Source organism: Thiomonas islandica (assembly GCF_055383445.1).
On the sequence record NZ_AP042391.1, the window covers coordinates 608404 to 624924 of the forward strand.

14 protein-coding genes are annotated in these 16521 nt (G+C 64.3%); 13 read left to right on the forward strand and 1 reads right to left on the reverse strand.

All coding sequences use genetic code 11. From position 1 onward, the window contains the following. Positions 1–75 precede the first annotated feature (75 nt). The 4 genes from ACZ47F_RS02890 to ACZ47F_RS02905 are packed head-to-tail and all read left to right on the forward strand — an operon-like array spanning position 76 to position 3416. The gene (locus tag ACZ47F_RS02890; protein ID WP_464925802.1) at positions 76–945 is read left to right on the forward strand and encodes a branched-chain amino acid ABC transporter permease; all 870 of its coding nucleotides are present in this window, start codon (positions 76–78) and stop codon (positions 943–945) included. A gap of 38 nt (positions 946–983) precedes the next feature. Further along, positions 984–1937, forward strand: a complete 954-nt coding sequence (locus ACZ47F_RS02895; protein ID WP_464925803.1) for a branched-chain amino acid ABC transporter permease — start codon at positions 984–986, stop codon at positions 1935–1937. Then, positions 1934–2683 (forward strand): ABC transporter ATP-binding protein, encoded by a 750-nt coding sequence (locus tag ACZ47F_RS02900; RefSeq protein WP_464925804.1) that lies wholly within the window; start codon positions 1934–1936, stop codon positions 2681–2683. The genes ACZ47F_RS02895 and ACZ47F_RS02900 overlap by 4 nt, the downstream gene beginning before the upstream one ends. A gap of 19 nt (positions 2684–2702) precedes the next feature. Beyond that, the gene (locus tag ACZ47F_RS02905) at positions 2703–3416 is read left to right on the forward strand and encodes an ABC transporter ATP-binding protein (protein WP_464925805.1); all 714 of its coding nucleotides are present in this window, start codon (positions 2703–2705) and stop codon (positions 3414–3416) included. A 67-nt stretch (positions 3417–3483) separates the two neighbouring features. Here ACZ47F_RS02905 and pdxR read toward each other — a convergent pair whose 3' ends face one another. Continuing rightward, complete coding sequence (gene pdxR, locus ACZ47F_RS02910) at positions 3484–5004, reverse strand: MocR-like pyridoxine biosynthesis transcription factor PdxR (RefSeq protein WP_464925806.1); 1521 nt, start codon at positions 5002–5004, stop codon at positions 3484–3486. Between the two features lie 313 nt (positions 5005–5317). Here pdxR and ACZ47F_RS02915 point away from each other — a divergent pair, with 313 nt between their 5' ends. The 9 genes from ACZ47F_RS02915 (at position 5318) to gabT (ending at position 16516) form a co-directional block, all read left to right on the forward strand. Beyond that, positions 5318–6118 (forward strand): gamma-glutamyl-gamma-aminobutyrate hydrolase family protein, encoded by an 801-nt coding sequence (locus tag ACZ47F_RS02915; RefSeq protein WP_464925807.1) that lies wholly within the window; start codon positions 5318–5320, stop codon positions 6116–6118. An 80-nt stretch (positions 6119–6198) separates the two neighbouring features. Next, positions 6199–7584 carry a glutamine synthetase family protein gene (locus ACZ47F_RS02920; RefSeq protein ID WP_464925808.1) on the forward strand — a complete coding sequence of 462 codons (1386 nt, stop codon included), beginning with the start codon at positions 6199–6201 and terminating at the stop codon, positions 7582–7584. A 49-nt stretch (positions 7585–7633) separates the two neighbouring features. Then, positions 7634–9034 (forward strand): aspartate aminotransferase family protein, encoded by a 1401-nt coding sequence (locus ACZ47F_RS02925; protein ID WP_464925809.1) that lies wholly within the window; start codon positions 7634–7636, stop codon positions 9032–9034. Between the two features lie 110 nt (positions 9035–9144). Continuing rightward, the gene (locus tag ACZ47F_RS02930) at positions 9145–10281 is read left to right on the forward strand and encodes an extracellular solute-binding protein (RefSeq protein ID WP_464925810.1); all 1137 of its coding nucleotides are present in this window, start codon (positions 9145–9147) and stop codon (positions 10279–10281) included. A 246-nt stretch (positions 10282–10527) separates the two neighbouring features. Next, positions 10528–11628 carry an ABC transporter ATP-binding protein gene (locus ACZ47F_RS02935; RefSeq protein ID WP_464925811.1) on the forward strand — a complete coding sequence of 367 codons (1101 nt, stop codon included), beginning with the start codon at positions 10528–10530 and terminating at the stop codon, positions 11626–11628. Positions 11629–11644: 16 nt separating this feature from the next. Beyond that, positions 11645–12574, forward strand: coding sequence for an ABC transporter permease (locus tag ACZ47F_RS02940; protein WP_464925812.1), 930 nt, complete (start codon positions 11645–11647; stop codon positions 12572–12574). Then, on the forward strand, positions 12571–13461 hold the full coding sequence (locus tag ACZ47F_RS02945) for an ABC transporter permease (RefSeq protein WP_464925813.1): 891 nt from the start codon (positions 12571–12573) through the stop codon (positions 13459–13461). The genes ACZ47F_RS02940 and ACZ47F_RS02945 overlap by 4 nt, the downstream gene beginning before the upstream one ends. Before the next feature lie 133 nt (positions 13462–13594). Beyond that, entirely contained in the window at positions 13595–15109 is a 1515-nt protein-coding gene (locus ACZ47F_RS02950) for an aldehyde dehydrogenase (RefSeq protein WP_464925814.1), read from the forward strand. Positions 15110–15223: 114 nt separating this feature from the next. Beyond that, entirely contained in the window at positions 15224–16516 is a 1293-nt protein-coding gene (gabT, locus tag ACZ47F_RS02955; protein ID WP_464925815.1) for a 4-aminobutyrate--2-oxoglutarate transaminase, read from the forward strand. Positions 16517–16521 lie beyond the last annotated feature (5 nt).

The window sequence follows — 16521 nt, forward strand, 5'->3', positions numbered from 1 at the left end:
GCTGTTTCGCATCTGGGCGAACCCGTCGGCTGGCGGGTTCGCGCCTGATCCTGCTGCCGCTGCGGAGGCTTCGCCTTGAACATCGTTCTGGTTTTCAACACCTTCAACGGCCTGATCACCGGCGCGTTCTATGCCCTGCTGGCGCTGGGCCTGGCACTGATTCTCGGGCTGAACAACACCATCAATTTTGCGCAGGGCGCGTTCATGGCGCTGGCGGCGTATTTCGCCTACACGCTCGAACCGCACCTGGGATTCTGGGGCGCGCTATTGGTGGCGCCGCTGCTGGCCGGCGTGCTGGGCCTGGTGGTCGAGGTCTTGCTCATCCGCCGCCTGTACGGGCGCGACCCGCTGTATTCGCTGTTGCTGACCTTTGGCCTGGCGCTGATCATGCAGGACATGATCCGCACCATCTGGGGCGCCATCGGTGTGCCGTTGTCCATCCCCGAGGCGCTCGGCCACCCGCTGAGCCAGAGCTACTTTTTCCTCACCGGCTACCGTCTGTTCGTGGTCGCTGTGGCGCTGGTGGGTACGGCGGTGCTGTTCGGTGTGTTGCGCTATACGCGGCTGGGCATTCGCATCCGCGCCGGGAACGCCGACCTTGAAACAGTCTCGGCGCTCGGCGTGAACATTTACCTGCTGCGTACCGCGAACTTTGTCATCGGCATTGTGTTTGCTGGCGTGGCGGGCATTCTGGCCGCCGGGCAGCTCGGCCTGGACCCGACCATGGGCGATGGGCTGTTGATGCCGGCCTTTGTCGCCATCGTCGTCGGCGGGGTGGGCTCGCTGCTGGGCTCGCTGCTGGGCGGGTTGATCATCGGCGTGGCCTCCGGCATCACCACGGCCTATTTTCCCGCGGCGAGCGAGGCAGTGATCTACCTCATCATGGGGCTGATGCTGGTGGTGCGGCCGCGCGGACTGATGGGACAGGAAGGATTGTTCGAATGAATGCACCTGCCTCACTCTTGACCCGACCGCGCCCTGCCATGCACACCTCTTCCCGCAAACAACGGTTTGGCACCGCGATTTTGGCGCTGGTGCTGCTCACCGTCCCGGCCTGGCTGCACTATGTCGGCGGCTACAACGATATCGCTTCGCGGGTGCTGATCTATGGCCTGGCCGCGATGGGGCTGAACCTGCTGCTGGGCTATACAGGGGGGCTGTCGTTCGGCCATGCCGCCTACTTCGGCCTGGGCGCGTATGGCGTGGGGCTGATGCTCAAATACATGACGCACAACGTGCTATTGGCGCTGCTGGGTGGCATGCTGCTGGGCGGCATCGTCGCCACGGTGCTGGCACCGATCGCGGTGCGCCGGCGCGGCATCTACTTTGCGATGATCACCATTGCCATCGGCCAGATGTTCTATTTCATCGCCATCCGCTGGCAGGCGGTGACCGGCGGGTACGACGGCCTGACCGGATTTTCGCGCCACACCCTGCATCTTCCCGGGCTCGACTGGACCATGGGTTCGCTGGGCTTTTACTACCTGGTCGTCGCCTGCTTTGCACTGGGCGCGCTGGTCCTGTGGATCGTGCTGAATTCGCCGCTAGGCCACACCTTCGTGGCAATCCGCGAAAACCAGAAACGCCTGACTTTCCTCGGCCTGCCGGTGCAGCGGTATGCGGCCATCTCGTTTGCGCTGTCGGGCTTCATCGTCGCGCTGGCAGGTGGCCTCAATGCGCTGCTGGACAACTTCACCTCGCCGAACACGCTGAACTACACCTTTTCGGGCGATCTGGTGGTGATCGCGGTGCTGGGCGGGATGCGCAGCTTCTGGGGACCGCTGGTGGGCGCGGCGATTTTCGTGCTGGTGCGCGACTACGCCAGTACCGTGACCGACAACTGGATGTCGGTCATCGGCCTGATCTTCGTGCTGTCGGTGCTGTTCTTCCCGCTGGGCATCATGGGCTTTTTACAGCGCAGGGGAGGGACGAAATGAGCCTGCTCGAGCTGCACAACGTCTCACGCCGGTTTGGCGCGATCAAGGCGCTGACCGATGTCTCGCTGACGGTGCAGCCGCGCGAGCTGCGCGCAGTCATCGGTCCCAACGGTGCGGGCAAGACCACGCTGTTCAACCTGATCAGCGGATTCTTCCCGCCCAGCGAGGGTCAGATTCTGTTCGACGGTCAGCCCATTCAGACCGTCAACCCATCCGAGCTGGTCAAGCGCGGCATCATCCGCACCTTTCAGATCACCGAAATCTTCCAGTCGCTCACGGTATATGAAAACCTGCGCATCGCCGTGGAAGTGGCGCAGGGCGTGAATCTGCGCCCGTGGATGAGCCGCGCGCTGCGCAAGCGCATCGACGACCAGGTCGAGGAATTGATGCACCTGGTCAAGCTCGACGGCAAGGCCGATCGCATCACCGGTGAAATGTCGCACGGCGACCAGCGTGTGGTCGAGGTAGGCATCGCCCTGTCGCGCAATCCCAGGCTGCTGCTGCTCGACGAGCCGACCGCGGGCATGGGCGATGAGGAAACGCACCACATGACCGCGCTGATCCGCGACCTCAACAAGAACCGGGGCATCACCATCCTGTTCGTCGAGCACGATATGGAGATCGTGTTCGGCATCGCTGACCGCATCACCGTGCTCGACAACGGCAGCCTGCTGGCCGAAGGCACCGCCGACGACATTTCCCGCAACGCCAAGGTGCAGGCCGCCTATCTCGGGCAGGCCGCCTGATGCACAGGACACAGCAGCCATGACCGCCGTTCTCGAACTCGACGCGATTCACACCTATTACGACAAGAGCCACATCCTCAAGGGTGTGTCGATGACCGTGGGCGAAGGCGAACTCGTCGCTCTGCTCGGCCGCAACGGCGCGGGCAAGACCACGACCATGCGCTCGGTCATGGGGCTGACACCGCCGCGCCAGGGCCGCATCAAGTTTTTCGGCCAGGACATGACCGGCGCCTCGCCGCACCGCATCGCGTCTTTGGGCGTGGGCTATGTGCCCGAAGGCCGCAAGATTTTTGGCCACCTCACGGTGCACGAGAATCTGCTGGTGGTGCAAGAAACCCCGGGGCGCTGGACGATCGACGCGGTGTACAAGCTGTTTCCCCGCTTGCATGAGCGTCGTAGTAGCAAGGGCGGGCGGCTTTCCGGCGGCGAGCAGGAGATGCTGGCCATTGCGCGCGCGCTGCTACTCAACCCAAGGCTGCTCATCCTCGATGAGCCGTCGCAGGGCCTGGCACCGGTGATCGTGCAGGAGGTCATGCGCACGGTCGGCCGCATGAAAGAAGAGGGCATTTCCGTGCTGCTGGTCGAGCAGAACGCGTTTCTCGCGCTGCAACTGGCCGACCGCGCTGACGTGTTGGCCGAGGGCGAAATCATCTACAGCGGCGACGCCGCTACCCTGCGCAACGACAAGGCCCGGATGGAACAGCTCGCCGGCGTGGCGCACGCGGCGGTGTAGCGGCGTTTTTGCGTTTGCGCCGCAGCGGGCTGCTGCCCCAATCCACGCTCTGTCGGGCGGGGGTGACTCATTGCGGCAGCTGACTGCGGATGAGTTCGCACAGCTTTTGCGCCCAGGGTGGCACGCGCTCATTGGGCACGTAGGCATAGCCTAGGATCAACCCGCGCCGCCGAGGCGCACCGAGGTAGTAGCGTGACAGTGGCCGCACGGTCATGCCCTGTGCCGCGGCGGCGCGGGCGATGGCCTCATCGTCGACTGCCTCCTGGTCGCGAAACAGCAGGCACAGATGCAGCCCGGAATCCTGCCCCGAGATCTGCACCCGATCGCCCAGGCAGCGCTGGATGCGTCGCGCCAGTTCGTCGCGCCGTGCCTGGTAGGCCACGCGCAGGCGGCGGATCAGGGTGTTGAAATGCCCCTCGGTGATGAAGTCGGTCAGCGCCGCCTGCAGCATCAGCTGACCTGGGCGATACAGGTCGTACAGCCCGGTGTTGAACGCGGACAGCAGATCGGTCGGCACCACCAGATAGCCCAGGCGGATGCCGGGGTACATCACCTTGGAAAAAGTGCCCGAATACAGCACCTGCGCGTGTTCGTCCAGCCCCTGCAAGCTGGCGAACGGGCGGCCGCCGAAACGGAATTCGCTGTCGTAGTCGTCCTCGAAAATCCAGCAGCGCTGCTGCGCGGAGAACTGCAGCAGCGCGCGGCGGCGCTGCAGGCTCATCACATGGCCGAGCGGGTATTGGTGCGAGGGGGTGACATAGATCAGCCGCGGCCTCCCCTGCTGCCAGTCAGCGGTCGAAGGGGCCATGCCTTCCGGATCGACATCGATGGGCTTGAGACTGAGCCCCGCAGCCTGCAGCGCGCGGCGGGCGCCCCAGTAGCAGGGGTTTTCTACCCAGGCTTCGTCGCCGTGATCGGTGAGCAGGCGTGCGGCCAGATCGAGCGATTGCTGCGTGCCCGAGGTGATGAGCACCTGCTCGGGCGTGACCCGGACCGAACGCGACAGGCTCAGGTAAGCCGCGATCGCCGCGCGCAGCGGCATATAGCCGCCTTCCTGCCCGTAGTCGAGCAGGTTGCGGTCGAGGCTGCGCCAGTACTTGGCCTGTAGCTTCTGCCAGGTCTGGATCGGGAATTCCGCAAATTCGATGGTGCCCGGCGCAAACGGCTGCACCTCGAATTCGGCGCAACCCGATTGCGCCGTGAGCAGACGGCCGCGCTGCGATAGCTCGCGTGGCGATTCGCCCGGCGCAATGGCAAGCGGCGTCGGCTTGCGTCCGCGCACAGGCGGGCTCAGCGGCCCGAGTTCGGGCAAGGTGTCAGAAACGAAGGTCCCGCTGCCCTGCCGTGCGATCAGGTAGCCCTCGGCCGTGAGCTGGTTGATCGCCGACATCACCGTGTTGCGCGACAGACCCAGGTCGCGCGCCAGATCGCGGGTGGAGGGCAGTTGCACCCCGGCGGTGACGCGGCCGGACAGGATGGCGCCGCGCAGCGACAGATACAGCCGCCTGTTCAACGGGGCTGCGGCGGCATCCGACGCCTCGCGCTGCAGTTCGGTGAACAGAAGTTCGGACAAGGCGTGAAGTCGCATCAGGATGTGTCAGGCCATACTGGCCCCATGGCAAAACCCAAGAGTGGCACTTCCGAGAGTACCAATCGGCAGCTAAATTGACAGCATCAAACCCACCTAACCTATGGAAAACCCTAGTCTTTTGCAGACTTTCCGGGTCATCTTGAAAGCGTGTTGCAGTGTTGTGGCGCACCAAAGCTGGGCACAAGCCAGGTCGTGCCGGACCGGCCTGCCGGGGCAGCCTATGTTGCAATGCGCTGCTATCGGCGGTCTGTGCCTGCCGGTATGCCCCCGCCTGTCCTGCCGTCTGTCCTGAATTCGTACCACATCGACCATGTCCCTTTCCGCCCCGTTGCCGCGCGTTGCCGTCACCACCGACCTGAAATGGCTCGGTGGGCACCCCACCTACACGGTCACGCAAAAATATGTCGACCCACTACTGCCACTGTCTGGCGTGATGCCATGGCTGCTGCCGTCGCTGGGCAGCAGCCTGCCGCTGGAGGCGGTGCTGGACGACCTGGACGGGCTGGTGCTAACCGGCTCGCCGTCGAACATCGAGCCGCACCACTACGGCCAGGCGCTGAGCAATCCCGAGTCCCCGGCCGACCCGGCGCGCGATGCCACGACCCTGCCGCTGATCCGCGCTGCCATTGCGCGCGGCATTCCGGTGTTCGGCATCTGCCGCGGGTTTCAGGAAATCAATGTCGCGCTGGGCGGCACTCTGCTGCAGGAGGTGCACAACACCTCGGGGTTTGCCGACCACCGCGAAGACGAAACGCAGGACGTGGCCGGGCAGTACGGCCCAGCGCACCGCGTGCAGGCGGTGCCCGGCGGGCGGCTTGCGGCTCTCGTCGGCACTGACTCCTGGGAGGTCAACAGCCTGCACGGCCAGGGCATCCAGACCCTCGCCCCCGATCTGGTCGCGCAGGCGCATGCACCGGACGGGCTGATCGAGGCCTACACCTATGAACCCGCCCACCGCAGCGATGCCGGCTTCGTGCTGGCGGTGCAGTGGCATCCCGAATGGCAGGCTGCGCAAAACCCCGTCTCACGTGCGCTTTATGCCGCATTCGGCAACGCCTGCCGGCAGTTCGCCGCGCGCAAGCGCGGCGGTGTGCTGGCGTGCGCTGCCTGAGCAACAACCCGTCCGCCCTTGGCGTTCAAAGCGGACGGGGCCATTGACATCATCACGGAAACGCACACTGGAATCTCACCATGAGCAGCACCAGCGACAACCGCAAGTACTGGACCTTCAACGACCTCGAAGGCTGGCTCAATAGCCAGCGCATCACCGAGATCGAATGCCTCGTGCCCGACCTCACCGGGGTGGCGCGCGGCAAGATCCTGCCGCGCAGCAAGTTCACCGAAGACCGCGGCATGCGTTTGCCCGAGAGCATCATCGGCTTGACCGTCACCGGCAACTGGCCCGAGGATGAACGCCTGCAGACCCTGATCGCCGACACCGACCGCGACATGAACCTGGTGCCCGATCCGTGCACCGCCCGCGTCGTGCCCTGGGCCACCGACCCCACTGCGCAGGTGATCCACGACTGCTACTTCAAGGACGGCGAGCCAGTCGACTATGCGCCGCGCACCGTGCTGAAGAACGTGCTCAAGCTCTACGCCGAAAGAGGCTGGCAGCCGGTGGTGGCGCCCGAGCTCGAGTTCTACCTTGTCGACAAGAACACCGACCCCGACCAGCCGCTGCGCCCGCCCATCGGCCGCTCCGGCCGCGCCGAAACCTCGCGCCAACACTACAGCATCGACGCAGTCAACGAGTTCGATCCGCTGTTCGAGGACATCTACGACTACTGCGAGGCGATGGACCTCGACGTGGACACGCTGATTCACGAAATCGGCGCCGGACAGATGGAAATCAACTTCCTGCACGGCGATCCGCTCAACCTGGCCGACAAGGTGTTTTTCTTCAAGCGCACCCTGCGCGAGGCGGCGCTGCGGCACAACATGTTCGCCACCTTCATGGCCAAGCCCATGGCCGGCGAGCCCGGCAGCGCCATGCATGTGCACCAGAGCCTCGTCGACCGCAAGACCGGGCAGAACATTTTCAGCAAGCCCGATGGCAGCGCGTCCGAGCTGTTCTACCACTACATCGGCGGCTTGCAGAAATACATCCCGCACGTCATGGCGCTGTTTGCGCCGTATGTGAACTCGTATCGCCGCCTGGTGGCCAACACCGCGGCGCCGACCAATGTGGAATGGGGCGCGGACAACCGTACCGTGGGCATCCGCGTGCCGTTTGCCAATGCGCAGAACCGCCGCGTGGAAAACCGGGTCATCGGCGCCGATGCCAACCCCTATGTCGCACTGGCGGCCACCCTGGCATGCGGCTACCTGGGCATGGTGAGCGAGATTGCCGCGCTCCCGGAGATGACCGGCAACGCCTATCAGGCACCGAACGCCACACCGCTGCCGCAAAGCCTGTCCGAGTCGGTGCGCCTGCTCGACGAGGTACCGGAAGTCGAGGCCGTGCTGGGCAAGCGCTTTTGCGGCATCTACAAGGCGGTGAAGATGAGCGAGTACGCCGAGTTCATGAAGGTGATCAGCCCCTGGGAGCGCGAGCACCTACTGCTGCATGTCTGACGCACCGCTTCACCCGCACGACAGACACACCCCCGAGACGGAGACGCGCATGAAGCCCAACGATCTACCCCCCTTCGACACCGCCGCGCTGCGCGCCAAGGACGCCGCGCATCACCTGCACCCCTTCAGCGACACCAAGAGCTTGAACGCCGCAGGCAGCCGCGTGATCGTGCGCGGCCAGGGCGTGCGCATCTGGGATTCGGACGGCAACGAGATCATCGACGGCATGTCTGGGCTGTGGTGCGTCAACCTCGGCTACGGCCGGCAGGATCTGGTCGATGCCGCGATGCGGCAGATGCAGACCCTGCCGTTCTACAACGCCTTTTTCAAGACCACCACGGCGCCCGCCACGGAGCTTGCGGCGCTGCTGCCGCAGGTGGCGCCGCCAGGCTTCAACCATGTGTTTTTCACCAGTTCCGGATCGGAGGGCAACGACACCGTCATCCGCCTGGTGCGGCGGTACTGGGATCTGATGGGCCAGCCGCAGCGCAAGACCCTCATCAGCCGCCACAACGCCTATCACGGCAGCACCCTGGGCGGCGCATCGCTGGGGGGCATGCGCGGCATGCATGAACAGGGCGACCTGCCGCTGCCGGGCATCACCCACATCGACCAGCCCTACCAGCTGCAGCACGGCAGGCCGGGCGAAAGCGCGCACGACTTCGGCCTGCGCGCGGCAAGCTGGCTGGAAGCCAGGATCCTGGAGCTGGGCGCCGACAAGGTGGCCGCGTTCATCGGCGAGCCGGTGCAGGGCGCGGGCGGGGTCATCATCCCGCCCGCGAGCTACTGGCCCGAAATCCAGCGCATCTGCGACAAGTACGGCATCCTGCTGGTGTCCGACGAGGTGATCTGCGGCTTTGGCCGGCTGGGCACCTGGTTCGGCTGCCAGCATCCGCACATCAATATTCGCCCTGACCTGATCACCTTCGCCAAAGGCGTGACCTCGGGCTATCTGCCGCTGGGCGGGGTGCTGGTGAGCGACCGCGTGGCCCAGGTGCTGATCGAGCAGGGCGGCGACTTCAACCACGGCTTCACCTACTCGGGCCACCCGACCTGCTGCGCCGTGGCAATTGCCAACGTCCGCGCGCTGCGCGACGAGGACGTAGTCGAGCGCGTAGCCACCGACACCGCGCCGTACCTAAAGGCGCGGTTCGCCACCCTGGCTGACCACCCACTGGTGGGCGATGTCGATTCGCTCGGCATGGTGGCCGGGATGGTGCTGTACAAGGACAAGGCGAGCCGCACCCTGTTTCCAGCCGATCTAGGCGTGGGCTATCTCTGCCGCGACCACTGCTTCAACAACGGCGTGGTGATGCGCGCGGTCGAGGAGCGCATGATCATCGCCCCGCCGCTGGTCATCACCCATGCCGAGATCGACGAGATGATTCGCCGCATCCGCCGTAGCCTAGATGACACACTTTCTGCCCTACGAGCCAAGGGATTGGTATAAATCGCCATTCTTGTCTCAGTCCAGCACTGGATACTGGCACGGGAATTGCATAGGGGAGTTTGTTTCACCTGTCGTTTTCCACTCGTCTTCACACAACTTGAGAAGTTTTCATGTCACACAATCTGCAGAAGAAGAAGTCGTTCAGCGGTAAGCTGCTGGCGGCGTGTCTCGCGAGTGTTGCGGCTCTGACCTTCGGCGCGGCTGCACCGGCGCGTGCCGCCGGGGTGCTCAACATCTACAACTGGTCGGACTACATCGCCCCGACCACGGTGCCCAACTTCGAAAAGGAAACCGGCATCAAGGTGCGCTACGACACCTTCGATTCCAACGAAACCCTGTTCGCCAAGCTGGTGGCCGGCGACACCGGTTACGACATCGTCGTGCCCTCGTCCAACTGGGCAGCGATCGACATCAAGGGCGGCCTGCTGCACCCGCTGGACAAGTCCAAGATCCCCAACTACAAGAATCTCAACCCGGGTCTGATGAAGCAGCTCGCAGAAGTCGATCCCGGCAACAAATACCTCATTCCCTGGATGTGGGGCTACACCACCGTGGGCATCAATGTCGACAAGGTAGAAAAGGCGCTGGGTTCCACGCCCATGCCGGCCAACCCGTGGGACCTGGTCTTCAATCCGACCTACGCCGACAAGATCAAGTCCTGCGGCATTTCCATGCTCGACTCTGGCGGCGACATCATGGAGGCCGCGTTCAACTACCTGCACATTCCGCAGAACACGCAGAACCCGGCCGATTTCGAAAGAGCCTTTGCGATGGTGCAGAAGGTGCGCAAGGACGTGACCCTGTTCTCCTCCTCGGGCTATATCAACGACCTGGCCAGCGGCTCGATCTGCATGTCGCTGGGCTGGTCGGGTGACATGGGCATTGCCGCGGCGCGCGCCAAGGCGGCAAAGAATGGGGTGAACATCAAGGTGTTCCCGCCCACCCACGGCGCCGTGATTTTCATCGACACCATGGCGATTCCCGCCGATGCCAAAAACATCGACAACGCCTACAAGTGGATGAACTATGTGCTCGAGCCTAAGGTGGCCGCAGCCGACACCAACACCGTGACCTACGCCAACCCGGTGCCGGCCTCGCTGCCCTACGTCGACCCGAAGATCCGGGACAACGACTTCGTGTTCCTCAAGCCCGACATGTTGGCCAAGCTGATTCCGCCCAAGGTCTACACCCCGGAGCAGCGTCGTCTGGTGACCCGTCTGTACACCAAGTTCAAGACCGGCCTGTGATCTGAGAAGTTGTGAAGATTTCGTCGCGAACGGGCTGTTGCCCATGCGCACGGCGCGCAAGGCCCAGACAGATCAACCAGATCGGCGAGGCCCGAGCACCGCGCTTTGCGGCCAGCGGGCCGCGCAGCAGAAAGATTCACAACTTCTGACCCGGCTGCCGCAGCGCGCGCCCTGCCGCGCGTGCTGCAGGACCTCACCGAATCCAATCCCACCCAATCTGTTCGACCGAATGATGGAGTTCGCGACGTGACGCTCCCCACCCCGAGTGCCAAACCTTTTCTGCGGATCGACGGCATCACCCGCCGCTTCGACGAAATCGTCGCGGTCAACGACATCCATCTCGACATCGAGCAGGGCGAAATCTTTGCGCTCCTCGGCTCGAGCGGATGCGGCAAGTCCACGCTGCTGCGCATGCTTGGCGGTTTCGAAACCCCGACCGCCGGCCGCATCTATCTGGAGGGACAGGACATCACCGAGCTGCCGCCCTATGAGCGGCCGATCAACATGATGTTCCAGTCGTACGCGCTGTTTCCGCACTTGACCGTGTTCGACAACATCGCCTTCGGCCTGAGGCGGGACGGCATGGCCAAGGCTGACATCGCCGCGCGGGTCGAGCAGATGCTCGACCTCGTGCAGCTCAAGCCGTATGCCAAGCGCAAACCGCACCAACTCTCCGGCGGGCAGCAGCAGCGCGTAGCGCTGGCGCGCAGCCTGGCCAAACGCCCCAAGCTACTTTTGCTCGACGAGCCGCTGGCCGCGCTGGACAAGAAGCTGCGCGAGCGCACCCAGTTGGAGCTGGTCAACATTCTGCGCAAGGTTGGCGTGACCTGCGTGATGGTCACCCACGACCAGGAGGAGGCGATGACCATGGCCGACCGCATCGCGGTGATGAAGGATGGCGCGTTTCTGCAACTGGGCACGCCGATGGAGATCTACGAGCACCCGCAATCCCGTTTCATTGCCGACTTCATCGGCAATGTCAATCTGTTCGACGGGCGGCTGGTCACCGACGAACCCGACCATTGCGAAGTGCAAACCGAAGATGCGCTGTTCCATATTGGCCACGGCATCAGTGGCACCCTGAACATGCCGCTGAGCATTGCGTTGCGCCCGGAAAAGATGATCCTCACCCAAGGCCACCACACCCACCCCTACAACGCGGTGCAAGGCACGGTATCCGGCCGCTCGTACATGGGCAGCTATACCGCCTATGAAGTGCTGCTGCCGAGCACGCGCCGCGTGCGCGTGACCGTGTCGAACGCCGATCGGCATGCCGATCCTTTTGAGCTGGGCACGCCCGTGACCGCGCACTGGGCGCCCAATGCGCCAGTGGTCATCGTCGACTGAGGCAGGGGAGGCGATCATGCCCAGCAGCATCGACACCCCCGCGCCGCGCAAGGTGCGCAAGCCCTTCAACTGGGGCCGCAAAGTCGTGATCGGCATTCCGCAGATCTGGCTGCTGGCCTTTCTGCTCGCGCCGTTCTTTATCCTGCTCAAGATCAGCGTATCGCAGACCGACGCGCTGGGTATCGGCTTTGACCCGCTGGTCAGCTATGTCAACGATGCGCTGCAGATCCATATCCGCTTTTCTGCGTATCTGGCGCTGGTGCGCGACAGCCTCTACATCGTCACCTACCTGTCGTCGCTTTGGTATGCGGCTCTGACCACGGTGCTGTGCCTGGTCATCGGTTATCCGTTTGCGTATTTCATCAGCCGCGCCAGGCCCACGGTGCGCCCTGCCCTGCTAATGCTGGTGATGCTGCCGTTCTGGACCTCGTTCCTGATCCGCATCTACGCGTGGAAAAACCTGCTCGACATCAACGGCCTGGTCAACCAGGTGCTGATGTGGACTGGCATCATCCACACCCCGCTGCGCATGATGTTCACCGAGTTCTCGTTCATGGTGGGCATGGTGTATGGCTACATCCCGTTCATGATCCTGCCGCTGTACGCCACGTTGGTGAAAATGGATCATCGCCTCGAAGAAGCCGCCGCCGATCTGGGCGCCACGCCGCTGAAGACTTTCTGGCTGGTCACGGTGCCGCTGTCCAGGTCGGGCATCGTCGCAGGCAGCCTGCTGGTGTTCATTCCGGCGGTGGGGGAATATGTCATCCCTGAGCTACTGGCCGGACCATCGACACTGAACATCGGCCGGGTGATGTGGAACGAGTTTTTCCTCAACCTCGACTGGCAGCGAGCCTCGGCGGTGGCCATTGTGATGATCGTGCTCATTCTGCTGCCCATTGCGGTGTTCAACCGCTACCAGACCAGGGGCCTGGAGGGCATGCGATGAAAAAGAACGCGGTACTGCCGCTGACCTGGATGATCCTGGTCTACCTGTTTCTCTACCTGCCCATCGTGGTGCTGGTGGTGTATTCGTTCAACGACTCGCGCATGGTCACCATCTGGGGCGGCTGGACCTTCAAGTGGTACGGCGCGGTGGTGCACGACCAGGAGGTGATCAGCGGCCTGATCCTGTCGCTCAAGGTGGCACTGGCCACCGCCACCACGTCGGTTCTGCTGGGCACGCTGGCGGCCTTCGCGCTGGTGCGTTACCAGCGCTTTTTCGGCAAGGGCCTGCTCAACTTCATGATCAACATTCCGCTGGTCATGCCCACGGTGGTGATCGCACTGGCGCTGCTGCTGTTCTTTGTCAGTATGCAAAAAGCGCTGGGCTTTCCGCAAAAAGGCTTTTTCACCATTTTCATCGGCCACACCGTCATGGCCATCTCGTATGCCGCGGTGGTCGTCCAGTCGCGGCTGAAGGAAATGGATCGCTCCATCGAGGAAGCGGCGATGGATCTGGGCGCACGGCCGTTCCAGGTGTTCATGCTGGTCACCCTGCCGTCCATTTCGCAGGCCCTGGTGTCGGCCTGGCTGCTGGCGTTTTCGCTGTCGCTCGATGAGGTGGTGATCTCCGCCTTTCTCTCCGGCCCGGGCAGTACCACCTTGCCGGTGGTCATTTTCTCGCGCGCCCGGCTGGGCCTGAGCCCGACCATCAATGTGGTCGGCGCAATCACGGTCTATCTGGTCATCATCGCTGTGGCGGTGAGCAGCCTGTTGATGGCACGCCGCGAACGTCTACGCGCCAAGCAGGCGGCGCAGGCCTTGCGGATAGATGCCGAGCCGCAGCAAACAAAGGAATTCGGCGTGGGATTCATGACAGCCGAGGGAAGGTGAAAAAGTAGGCGCCCTGGCGTTGTTGCGACGACCTGCTCGCTGCGTTGGCGATGGTCAGTTTCTGACTGATCTGCCGTTTTAGACCAACCCACAGGCCGGCCGAAAACCGGCTGCTTTTCTCCCGGAGATTCGCATGACCGACAACTTCAACCGCATCTGGCATCAACACGCGGCCGATCTGATCCAGCGCGGCATCGACGGCCGCATGGTCATCGACGGTCGGCGCTGGAATGCGGCGGACGGCAGTCTGTTCGACTGCATTTCGCCGATCGACGGCAAGGTGATCGCCCGCGTCGCCCGCGGCAAGGCGGCGGACATCGACCGCGCCGTGGCCAGCGCCCGCGTCGCATTCAACGACCGCCGCTGGGCCGGGCAGCCGCCGGCCGCGCGCAAGAAGGTGATGGTGGCATTCGCCGATCGTGTGCGCGCCACGCGCGACGAGCTGGCGCTGCTCGAAACCCTGGACATGGGCAAGCCGATCAGGAACAGCCTGTCCACCGACGTGCCGGCCACGGCGCGCTGCCTGCAGTGGTTCGGCGAAGCGGTGGACAAGGTCTACAACCAGATCGCCCCCACCGCCGACAGCGCGCTAGCGCTGATCACCCGCCAGCCCGTCGGCGTGGTCGGTGCGATCGTGCCGTGGAACTATCCCATGCTGATGGCGGCGTGGAAACTCGGCCCGGCGCTGGCTGCGGGCAACAGCGTGGTGCTCAAGCCGTCGGAAAAATCGCCGCTCACCGCGCTGCGTCTGGCCGAGCTGGCACTCGAGGCCGGGCTGCCCGAAGGTGTGTTCAACGTCGTGCCGGGCTATGGCCATGAGGCTGGCGAGGCGCTGGCGCTGCACATGGATGTGGACGTGATCGGCTTCACCGGCTCGACCCGCACCGGTCGGCGCTTGCTCGAATACGCCAGCCGTAGCAACCTCAAGCGCGTGTATAACGAGCTCGGTGGCAAATCGGCCAATATCGTGTTCGCCGACTTCGACGATCTCGACCGCGCCGCCGCCACCGCGATCGACAGCATGTTCTACAACCAGGGCGAAAGCTGCAACGCGCCGTCGCGCCTGCTGGTGCAGGACAGCATCGCCGATGCCTTCGTCGAAAAGCTCGCCGCACTCACCCCGCAATACCACCCCGCCGACCCGCTCGATGCCAGCACGGTGCTGGGTGCGCTGGTCGATGAAACGCAGACGCAGACCGTGCTGGGCTACATCCAGGCCGGTATCGACGAAGGGGCGCGCTGCGTGACCGGCGGCTGCCGCGCACTGCAGGACACGGGCGGGCAATATGTCGCGCCCACGGTGTTCGACGGCGTGCGCAACAGCATGAAAATCGCACGGGAGGAAATCTTCGGCCCGGTGCTGTCGGTCATCCGCTTCAAGACCGAGGCGGAGGCCGTGGCGATCGCCAACGACAGCACCTACGGCCTGCACGCCGGGGTGTGGACCCGCAACCTCGACCGCGCGGTGCGGGTGTCGCGCGCGCTGCAGGTCGGCACGGTGCATGTGAACCAGTACGACGAGGACGACATCACCGTGCCGTTCGGCGGGGTGAAGCAGTCGGGCAACGGCCGCGACAAATCGCTGCACGCCTTCGACAAATACACCGAACTCAAGACCACCTGGATGCGCATCGACGGCGCGAACTGACCCACACAACACTCCCTGTCAACCTGGCCCACGGTGTCGTGGAGGAGCAAGGTTCTGCTCCCTGCGCACGCGTGGGGAGAGTTGGGGGGATTGTGAACCCCGCGGAGACTCGCGATGAACCACGCGCTCAACGAACAACTGCAGGCCCGCCGCGCCGCCGCCACCCCGCGCGGTGTGGGCGTGATGGCCAGTTTCTACGCCGACCGCGCCGAAGGCGCCGAGCTCTGGGACGTGCAAGGTCAGCGCTACATCGACTTTGCCGGCGGCATTGCCGTGCTCAACGTCGGTCACCGCCACCCGCGCATCGTCGCCGCACTGCAGGAGCAGCTGCAGCGCTTCACCCACACCTGCTATCAGGTCGTGCCCTACGAGAGCTATGTCGCGCTCGCCGAGAAGCTCAATGCGCTGACGCCGGGCAGCCATGCCAAGAAAACCGCGCTGTTCTCCACTGGCGCAGAAGCCGTGGAAAACGCGGTCAAGATCGCCCGCGCCCACACCGGACGGCCGGGGGTGATCGCCTTCGGCGGCGCGTTCCACGGCCGCAGCCTGTTCGCCGTATCGCTCACGGGCAAGGTGCAGCCGTACAAGGCAGGCTTTGGCCCCTTCCCGCCCGAGATCTACCACGCCCCATTTCCCTGCCACTGCGCCAGTCTGGACGAAACGAAGAAGGCGGTGGAGCGGCTGTTCAAGGCCGACATCGAACCCTCGCGCGTGGCCGCGATGATTTTCGAGCCGATTCAGGGCGAGGGCGGATTCAACGTCATCCAGGCCGAGGCGGTGAAGTGGCTGCGCGCGCTGTGCGACCAGCACGGCATCGTGCTCATCGCCGACGAGGTGCAGACCGGCTTTGGCCGCACCGGCAAGCTGTTCGCGATGGAGCATTTCTACGCGCAGACCGGCGTGCTGCCCGATCTGATGACCATTGCCAAGTCGCTTGCCGCGGGCATGCCGCTGTCGGCCGTGACCGGCCGTGCCGAGATCATGGACGCGCCCGCGCCCGGCGGGCTGGGCGGCACCTATGCCGGCAACCCCATGGCCGTGGCTGCGGCGCTTGCCGTGATCGATGTGATGCATGACGAGCGCCTGCCCGAGCGCGGCCAGCGCCTGGGCGACCAGCTCAAGACGCGGCTGACCGCCCTGCGCGCGCGGGTGCCACAGATCAGCGATGTGCGCGGCCTGGGTGCGATGGTCGCAGTGCAGTTCAACGATCCCGCCACCGGCCTGCCCGACGCCGCATTCACCCAGGCGGTGCAGACTGCTGCGCTGCAGCGTCACCTCATCCTGCTGACCTGCGGTGTGGACTACAACGTGATCCGCTTCCTGTTTCCGCTGACCATCTCGGACGCCCTGTTCACGCAGGCGCTGGACATCCTGGAGGCCGCGCTGATGCAGGCGGCAGCAGCCTGAGCGCA